Raw genomic sequence first — 7,216 nt, 5'->3', positions numbered from 1 at the left:
GCGACGAGGGCTTTGGTGGCTATCTCGCTTTTACACCACTTGACTGGACACTACCTCGCCGATCGACTTCGATTAGGGCTAGTGCGATCGGTTGCCATGATCGAATTGTTGCTTGAAGGATGGTGCGAACCGCCGAAGGCACAAGCGCTTCATTTATCGACCTTGGTGCATCAAGTCCTATCGGTTATCGCTGAGCGGGGCGGGTCATCAGCCAGTCAGCTCTATCAGCTTTTATGCCGCGAGGGGCCGTTCCGAAAGGTTTCGATGGAGCTTTTTGCCAAAGTCCTACGAACACTTGGAAACAATGATCCCGCTCTGATCGAACAAACTGATTCGGGCCTTCTATTGCCCGGGCCGGCTGGGGAGCGCCTGATCGAGCACTATAGCTTCTATGCCGTTTTCAATACTCCGGAGGAGTTCCGTCTGATAGCGGATGGACGCGAACTAGGAACCTTGCCCATCGACAGCATCCTCACACCGGGAACCATGCTCATTTTTTCGGGACGCCGATGGTTAGTGCAGGAGGTTCATGACCAGGAAAAGGTGATCATAGTGAAACCCGCGAAAGGCGGCGTTCCCCCAGTGTTCGGTGGAGACCCTGGAGACATCCATGATCGAGTGATCGCGAAGATGTTCCAAATCCTCGAAGCACAGGATCTTCCTGTCTACATGGACTCAACTGCAGCAGGGATGCTTAGCGAAGCCCGTGAACACTACGATCGCATGGGATTCCGCACACGATCCATACTGAAGACTGGGGGAGATGGTTATGTGGTCGCAACTCGCGTTGGCAGTGTGAAAAATTTGACTTTGGCGTTGGCGCTCAAAGCATTCGGCTGCCTGGTTGAACAGAAAGATGGATTCCTGTTTGTCGAGACCAATGATGCTGAACTTGCTCTTGCCGACATTTTGGACCGCTTAGTTGCAGATGTAGAAATAGATGTCTTCGACTCGGAAGCGAACTTGCTATTCGAGAAGTTCCATCCTTATCTCAATCAAGAATTGCTCAGAGAAGATGCTCTCGCGTCACACCTTGACATCCCTTCACTTCGGCAAACTTGCATCCAAATTCGGAGTCGTTGAAAACAGCATTAGCGGCTCTGATGCTGAGATCTTTACTTCAGAGATGACAAATAGCCACGAGAGCACCAAATCTCAAAGCCCTTCAACGTCCATTCCATGCTCGGCCAGCCAATCCTTGCGCCGTTCAAAGTCCGGCATGACCCGTTCAAGACGTCGCCAGAAGCCCGGCGTGTGGTGTGGGTAATGGAGGTGGACGAGTTCATGGACCACGACGTACTCGGCGATCTCGCGTGGCAGCATCATGGTCTTCCAGTGGAAATAGACCTGATCGCCCTTGCCGCATGACCCCCAACGGTAGCCGAGGTCCTGGACGGTTACGCCGGCGGGCTTCACTTCCATGCGGTCGCTGTATTCACGCACCTTGGCGGTGAGCCAGTCCTTGCCACGTTGGCAATACCACCGGATGAACGTCTCGCGCCCCTTTCCGACCGCGTCGCGGCGGAGATGGAAGCGGCCATTGATCAGCTTGAGGGGCGCCTGCTGCTCGTCGACCAGCTTGAGGCGATAGCTGCGCCCCAAGTAGAGGAATCCCTCGCCGTCGACGAATTCCTTACGCGGCACGGGGCGTTGCAACGCCGCCTTCTCGGTCCGCTTCTTGTGGATCCAGAAGCGCTTTTCCCGGACGAAATCTGCTAGCTCACTCTCCTTGGCATGAGCCGGTGCGGCCAGCACCAGCTCCCCGCCTCGATCGACGATGATTTCCAACGTCTTGCGCCGGCTGCTGCGTCGCAGCTCGAAAGTCAGGTCATCAACCGTGAGTTGGGTCATGCCTTGAGGAGCTTGTCGTGGTTGGACTTGGCGAGGTCCATCAAATCGTCGACCGTGGCGTCCACGTGCCGGGTCGGCAGAAGGCGCCGATTCATCAGTTCCTCGAAAATGCGTCCTCTGAGCCGCTCCTGGTCGGGGATGCGCGCCGGGCTCCAAAAGTCAGGAATGCTTATTTCGCTCACAATCAAATCCACCAGCTCCGCGGCGGCATCCATCAGCTTGCCGGCGACTTCGGCAGGCGGGGGCTGATCGCCCACCTTGGCTTTAGTCAATACACGCAGGAAAGGCATGTAGTGGGCCGGCATCGGCTCCTTGTTCGCGTCTCCACCGTCATCCCCCTCCCCCGGGATGTCCCGCTGCAAATCGTTAAAGGCATCGATCTGCGCCTCCCATTGGCCGTCCAGTTGCTCGAGGAGCGTCTCCAGTCGTTCGGAGAGCTTCTCGTAGGCGACCGGGTCTTCGTCCATATGCTTGCGAATGTGCGAGCGGATGGCGTGTTCCATCTCGGAGGCCTTGGCCCGGGGGCCGACCTGTCGATTGACGTGTTCCTCGAACTGCTGGTCGGTCAGCTCCACCGGCGGGATCTTGGGGTCGATACCCATGGAGAGCACGTGGTCGTCGATCAGCTTGCGCACCTTGGCGCCCACGTCCTTGCCGATCTGGGGGCCGTCCTTGAAGCGATTACGGGCCACCGCCTGGATGTAACCCAGCTTCTTGGCATCCGCTGTGTACGGCAGGCCTTCCGGCCGTGGCAGCACTTCATCGAGTGACTGGACGAACTGTTTGTACTTGACCGTGAACTCGGCACGCACCGCCTCGTCGGCCAGCACATCCAGCGCTTGCTCCACGTCATCGAGGTTCTCGACACCCCGGGAGCGCAGCACGTCCACTGCTCGCAGGTGACGATCGCGCAGCAGCGGCAACTCGTCCTTCAGGCTCTGCAGGGCGCCCTCGATGTCGTCCTCGCTGTAGGCGGCCAGCGCCTCCTTGAGGTGGTTGGCCACGCCGTAGTAGTCCACCACCCAGCCGTGTTGCTTGCCAAAGCCGGTGCGATTGACCCGGGCGATGGCCTGCAGCAATTCGGCCTCGCGGATGGGCCGGTCGAGGTACATCACGCCCTCGATCGGGGCATCGAAGCCGGTCAGCAGCATCGACTTCACGATGAGGAAGGCCAGCGGATCAGCCTTGTCCGGGTCGTCATGGAATAGCGGCTTCTTAAAGCGCTTGATGTTCTGCTTGATCGTCGACTCGTCACTCCACTGGGAGAGATCCGAGGTGTCGTTGTTTGAGCCGCTGATCACCGTGGCGAATTCCAGTTCGCGAAGTGGCTTTTGGTATCGCCATGCCGACACGGCCGCCTGCACTTTCGGCGGGCGCTGCATGAGCGCCACGTCGTCCATCTGCTTGTCATTGATACTCAGCGCCATGGCCTCGGCCAGCAGCGTGTCCCGGGCGCGCTCCAGCGCCTCTTGGTAACGCACCGCCGCCCGCCGGCTGTAAGCCACAACCTGCGCCTTGAGCCCACCGGGTAGGATGTGGGTGACGTAATGGCGCAGCATGTCGAGGGCCTTTTCCTCGATCAGCTTCGGCGCCTCCAGCACTTGCCCCTTGGTGGCGTACTTCTGCTTGATCGCCTCCAGCTCCTCTCGGCTACGCTCGCGGAACATGTCCTCGAACAGCTCGTCCAGGTCGCGACCTTCCTTGATGCCACCTTTCGCCGTGCGCCCCTCGTAAAGCACCGGCACAGTCGCCCCATCCTGCTCGGCCTCGCGGATGGTGTAGGTGTCGATGGGATTGCCAAAGATCGCGTAGGTGCGCTTCTTCTCGCCCATGATGATCGGCGTGCCGGTAAAGCCCAGGCGCGCGGCATTAGGCAGAGCCTGGAGCAGGTTGGCGTGCAGGTCGCCGGCTTGGCCGCGGTGGGCCTCGTCGACCATCACCAGAATGTCTTCGCTCTCGTTGAGCACCGGCAGCGGCTTGCTTACATAAACCGCCTTATCTTCAGCCACCCGGTCTACGGCGGTCTCGACCTCGGCATCGCGGTACTTCTGGATGGTGGCGAACAGGAGACCTGGGCCCGGACGCGCCGCCAGCTTCTTGAGCTTCTCGGTGCTGCTGGCCACCTCGACCGTCTCACCGGTCAGGCTGGCGGTGCCGGAAAGCTGGTCCTGCAGGTCCTTGCGATCCGTGACGACCACAACCTTGAAACGGCGCAGCTCCGGGTCGCTGCGCATGTAGCGGATCAAGAACACCATGGTCAGGCTCTTGCCGCTGCCCTGCGTGTGCCAGACCACCCCACCGCGGCGGTCATGCTCGCCGTCCTCACGACGGGTCTTACCGCTCTTCAGACGCCGGACCATCTTCGAGACGGCGCGGAACTGCTGGTAGCGGGCGACGATCTTGATCGTCTGTCCACCGACGGTCATGAACAGCGTGTAGTGACGGACGATGTCCAGCAGGTTGGCCGGCTCGAGCATCCCGGCAACCAGCCGCTGTTGGCTGGAGAGTTGCGACACGCCCAGATCCGCGGCCACCTCGGTCTCCGTGCGCGGCTCGACGGTCTTCCAGTTGAGGAAATGATCGAACCCCGCCCCGATCGTGCCGGCCCGGGCATCATCGAAGTTGGTGGCTACCAGGAACTGGTTGGTGTGGAACAGCGCGGGCGCGCCTTCGTTCTGCTCGGTCTCGCCGCTGGCCTTGCGCTGGTTGGTGTAGCGGCGTAGCTGGTCGATCGCATCGGCCAACCCTTCCGGCACCGTGCGCCCCTTGGCCTCGACCACCACCAGCGGGATGCCGTTGACCAGCAACACCAAGTCAGGGATGACATGGCCCTTGACCGCGTCGAACCCCGGCGGGCATTTCACCTTGAACTGGTTGATCACCGTGAAGCGATTGTTGGCGGGGTTCTCCCAGTCGATGTAGTGAATCGTCTGGCTACGGCCGCCGTCCCAATCGGGCAGGCCTTCGACAGAGATACCGTCTCCCAGCAGCTCGGTCGCAGCCTGATTGGCTTCCATCAGCCCCGAACCGCGCGTGCGAGTGATCGCCCCAACGGCCTGCGAGATCCGCTCATCGTTCAGCCACGGCTTGCCATCACGCCGATTGATGCGACGGAGCTGTTCGCGAAGCACGCCTTCCTGGAAGACCTGGGCAAAGGTCCCGCGGCCGGTGATGGCCGGATCTTCCAGGCTTCCTTCCACGTACTCCCAGCCCATGGACTGAAGCTGCTGGATGAAGGGTAGCTCGACTTCCCTGTATTCCGGTCCTGGCATGGTTTAGGGTCCTGGTCGTTTCTTTCGGTAACTCGTCGGCTCAGGCCGGAAGCTGGGTGCAACACCCTGCCATAACGGCTAAAATAGGGCTCGAACTCGAGGGATTTTCTATGAAACCACGGAAAACACGCACGGTGACGACGGTCAAGAAGAGCCTGCTCATCGACCGGGCCAAGCTGATCAGGGCGGTGGCCAGCTCGACGGCCATCGAGACGAGAGAACCCGTCGATGTCATCGAAGGGCGATTGAAGTCCGACACCCGCCGCTTCAAGCAGCTAAAGCTCGCTTGACCCACTCTGTCATCGGCCCATAGTCGCGATCCAGCCCCGCATGGATCGCGGCGAAGTACCCCTCCGTCTCTCGCTCCCATGGCGTGTAGTCCAACTGCCCCAGCCCCGCCTGGCTCGCCATTACATCGGCTACTAGTCGGGCGATCCGCCCGTTTCCTTCCCGAAACGGATGGATCAGGATGAATTCCACGTGCACTTCGGCGATGGCCACGGCAGCCGCATCCCGGTCCATACCGTAACAAGGGGTCAGTGGTGCCAGGCTCTCGCGCTCGAACTGTTCCAGCAGCTGCGGAACCTGCCCGGCCGCCGCAAAGAGGAACCCTCCCTTCGTCATGTTGACCGAGCGCTCTTCGCCCGCCCAGTCGAAGAGATTGCCCAGCCATTTGCGATGCCACTCCTTGATCAGAGCAACCGTCAACCGCTGCTTGGGACTCACGCTACCAAAGACGTAGGTATAGAGGTCCAGCAGTAGCTCGGTTTCGGCCTCCTGCATCTCGGCCGGATCGGTGATCCCGAGCTTGTTCTTGAGAACCAGCGCGTTGGAACCCGGCTCGTATTCGCCTTCGCTGCCGTCGACCGTATACCGCGTCACCGAACCACCTGCTTCGCCCTTCTCGTCACGGTCGAGCTCCTCACCATGGGCCTCAATCCATCGATTGGCGTTGCTGGATGAACAGTTATACGCACCACAACCTCCTGTTCCACTGCGCACCAAGGCAAAGACGACGCAAGCAATTGGTTGATCCGATTATCCACATCAGCCCAAGCCACGAGAACGCGCCGTTTCGTTTATTGCGTTTTTCGTTTGTTTCGACTAAATTCCCGCTACCACGAAACACAAGGCAGAGAATCACCATGAGCACCGCCGAACGCCTCGAAAACCTGCCGGACGCCGCGACCAGCGATCTCGCCCGTGCCAGCGCCACGGAACTGGCCAAACTCCTGGCCGGACGCCCGGAGGCCGATCGTGCTCACGTCAAGCTGGACGATACCGACCTGATCCTGCCCCGTCAGGCACTTGCCCTGCTGCGCGACATCCTCACCGAGATGGCGCAGGGCAACGCGGTAACCATCGTGCCGACCCACGCCGAACTGACCACCCAGGAGGCGGCCAACATCCTCAACGTCTCCCGCCCCCACTTGGTCAAGCTACTGGAAGAAGGCAAGATCCCGTTTTCTCGCACCGGCACCCATCGCCGCATCCGCCACGCCGATCTGATGCAGTACAAGCAGGAGCGTGACGCGAACAGTCAGCAAGCACTCGATGCGCTGACCGAGCAGGCCCAGGAACTGGACATGGGCTACTGATGCGCTTCGCCGTCATCTATGACGCCTGTGTCCTATACCCCGCCCCGCTTCGGGATTTGTTGATTCGGTTAGCAACGACTGGCCTCTTCGCCGCTCGTTGGACCGATCAGATCCATGACGAATGGATCCGCAATCTGATTGCCAAGCGCCCCGATCTGGAACCCCAGCTCCCCCGCACAAGACAATTGATGGACAAGGCCGTCGAGGATTCTCTCGTCACGGGCCATGAGCCCTTGATCGAGGGACTGACCCTGCCCGATCCGGACGATCGCCATGTTCTGGCCGCCGCCATACGAGCAGGCGCCCAGCTCATCATCACCTTCAACCTCAAAGACTTCCCTTCCACCACGCTGGATTCTTTCGGCATCGAGGCGGTCCATCCCGACGCGTTCATCCTTCAACAGATGGATCTGCACGAAGGCATCGTCATCAACAAGGTCTGAATCGCCCCCGGTTTTCTAGACACTCGCGAGCCGGTTGAAATAGCGCTTCTCG

General features: G+C 60.2%; 6 protein-coding genes and 1 pseudogene. 4 read left to right on the top strand and 3 right to left on the bottom strand.

The window, feature by feature from the left end:
• Positions 1-1,083: pseudogene (locus D5687_RS10865) on the top strand (hypothetical protein); the annotation flags it as partial.
• Between the two features lie 72 nt (positions 1,084-1,155).
• Here the strand turns inward: D5687_RS10865 and D5687_RS10860 are convergent.
• Entirely contained in the window at positions 1,156-1,851 is a 696-nt protein-coding gene (locus D5687_RS10860; RefSeq protein ID WP_125199801.1) for a M48 family metallopeptidase, read from the bottom strand.
• On the bottom strand, positions 1,848-5,123 hold the full coding sequence (locus D5687_RS10855) for a type I restriction endonuclease subunit R (protein WP_125199800.1): 3,276 nt from the start codon (positions 5,121-5,123) through the stop codon (positions 1,848-1,850). Before D5687_RS10855 ends, D5687_RS10860 begins: the two co-directional genes overlap by 4 nt.
• Before the next feature lie 110 nt (positions 5,124-5,233).
• On the opposite strand from D5687_RS10855, the gene D5687_RS10850 reads away from it, so the two are divergent.
• Entirely contained in the window at positions 5,234-5,413 is a 180-nt protein-coding gene (locus D5687_RS10850; RefSeq protein ID WP_125199799.1) for a hypothetical protein, read from the top strand.
• Here the strand turns inward: D5687_RS10850 and D5687_RS10845 are convergent.
• Positions 5,391-6,005: a Fic family protein gene (locus D5687_RS10845; RefSeq protein WP_125199798.1), complete on the bottom strand. Its 615-nt coding sequence runs from the start codon at positions 6,003-6,005 to the stop codon at positions 5,391-5,393. The two genes, D5687_RS10850 and D5687_RS10845, sit on opposite strands and share 23 nt — an antisense overlap.
• Positions 6,006-6,268: 263 nt before the next feature.
• On the opposite strand from D5687_RS10845, the gene D5687_RS10840 reads away from it, so the two are divergent.
• Both D5687_RS10840 and D5687_RS10835 read left to right on the top strand, forming a co-directional pair.
• The gene (locus D5687_RS10840) at positions 6,269-6,721 is read left to right on the top strand and encodes a helix-turn-helix domain-containing protein (protein WP_125199797.1); all 453 of its coding nucleotides are present in this window, start codon (positions 6,269-6,271) and stop codon (positions 6,719-6,721) included.
• Positions 6,721-7,164: a PIN domain-containing protein gene (locus D5687_RS10835; RefSeq protein ID WP_125199796.1), complete on the top strand. Its 444-nt coding sequence runs from the start codon at positions 6,721-6,723 to the stop codon at positions 7,162-7,164. The genes D5687_RS10840 and D5687_RS10835 overlap by 1 nt, the downstream gene beginning before the upstream one ends.
• Positions 7,165-7,216 lie beyond the last annotated feature (52 nt).

It is taken from the genome of Guyparkeria sp. SCN-R1, assembly GCF_003932495.1.
In the GTDB taxonomy this organism is placed as follows: Bacteria; Pseudomonadota; Gammaproteobacteria; order Halothiobacillales; family Halothiobacillaceae; genus Guyparkeria.
This window is presented reverse-complemented; position numbering and strand designations above follow the sequence as displayed.

Coding starts and splice junctions, on each gene's coding strand:
- D5687_RS10860 (WP_125199801.1), bottom strand. CDS start 1,851: ATGACCCAACTCACGGTTGATGACCTGACTTTCGAGCTGCGACGCAGC.
- D5687_RS10855 (WP_125199800.1), bottom strand. CDS start 5,123: ATGCCAGGACCGGAATACAGGGAAGTCGAGCTACCCTTCATCCAGCAG.
- D5687_RS10850 (WP_125199799.1), top strand. CDS start 5,234: ATGAAACCACGGAAAACACGCACGGTGACGACGGTCAAGAAGAGCCTG.
- D5687_RS10840 (WP_125199797.1), top strand. CDS start 6,269: ATGAGCACCGCCGAACGCCTCGAAAACCTGCCGGACGCCGCGACCAGC.
- D5687_RS10835 (WP_125199796.1), top strand. CDS start 6,721: ATGCGCTTCGCCGTCATCTATGACGCCTGTGTCCTATACCCCGCCCCG.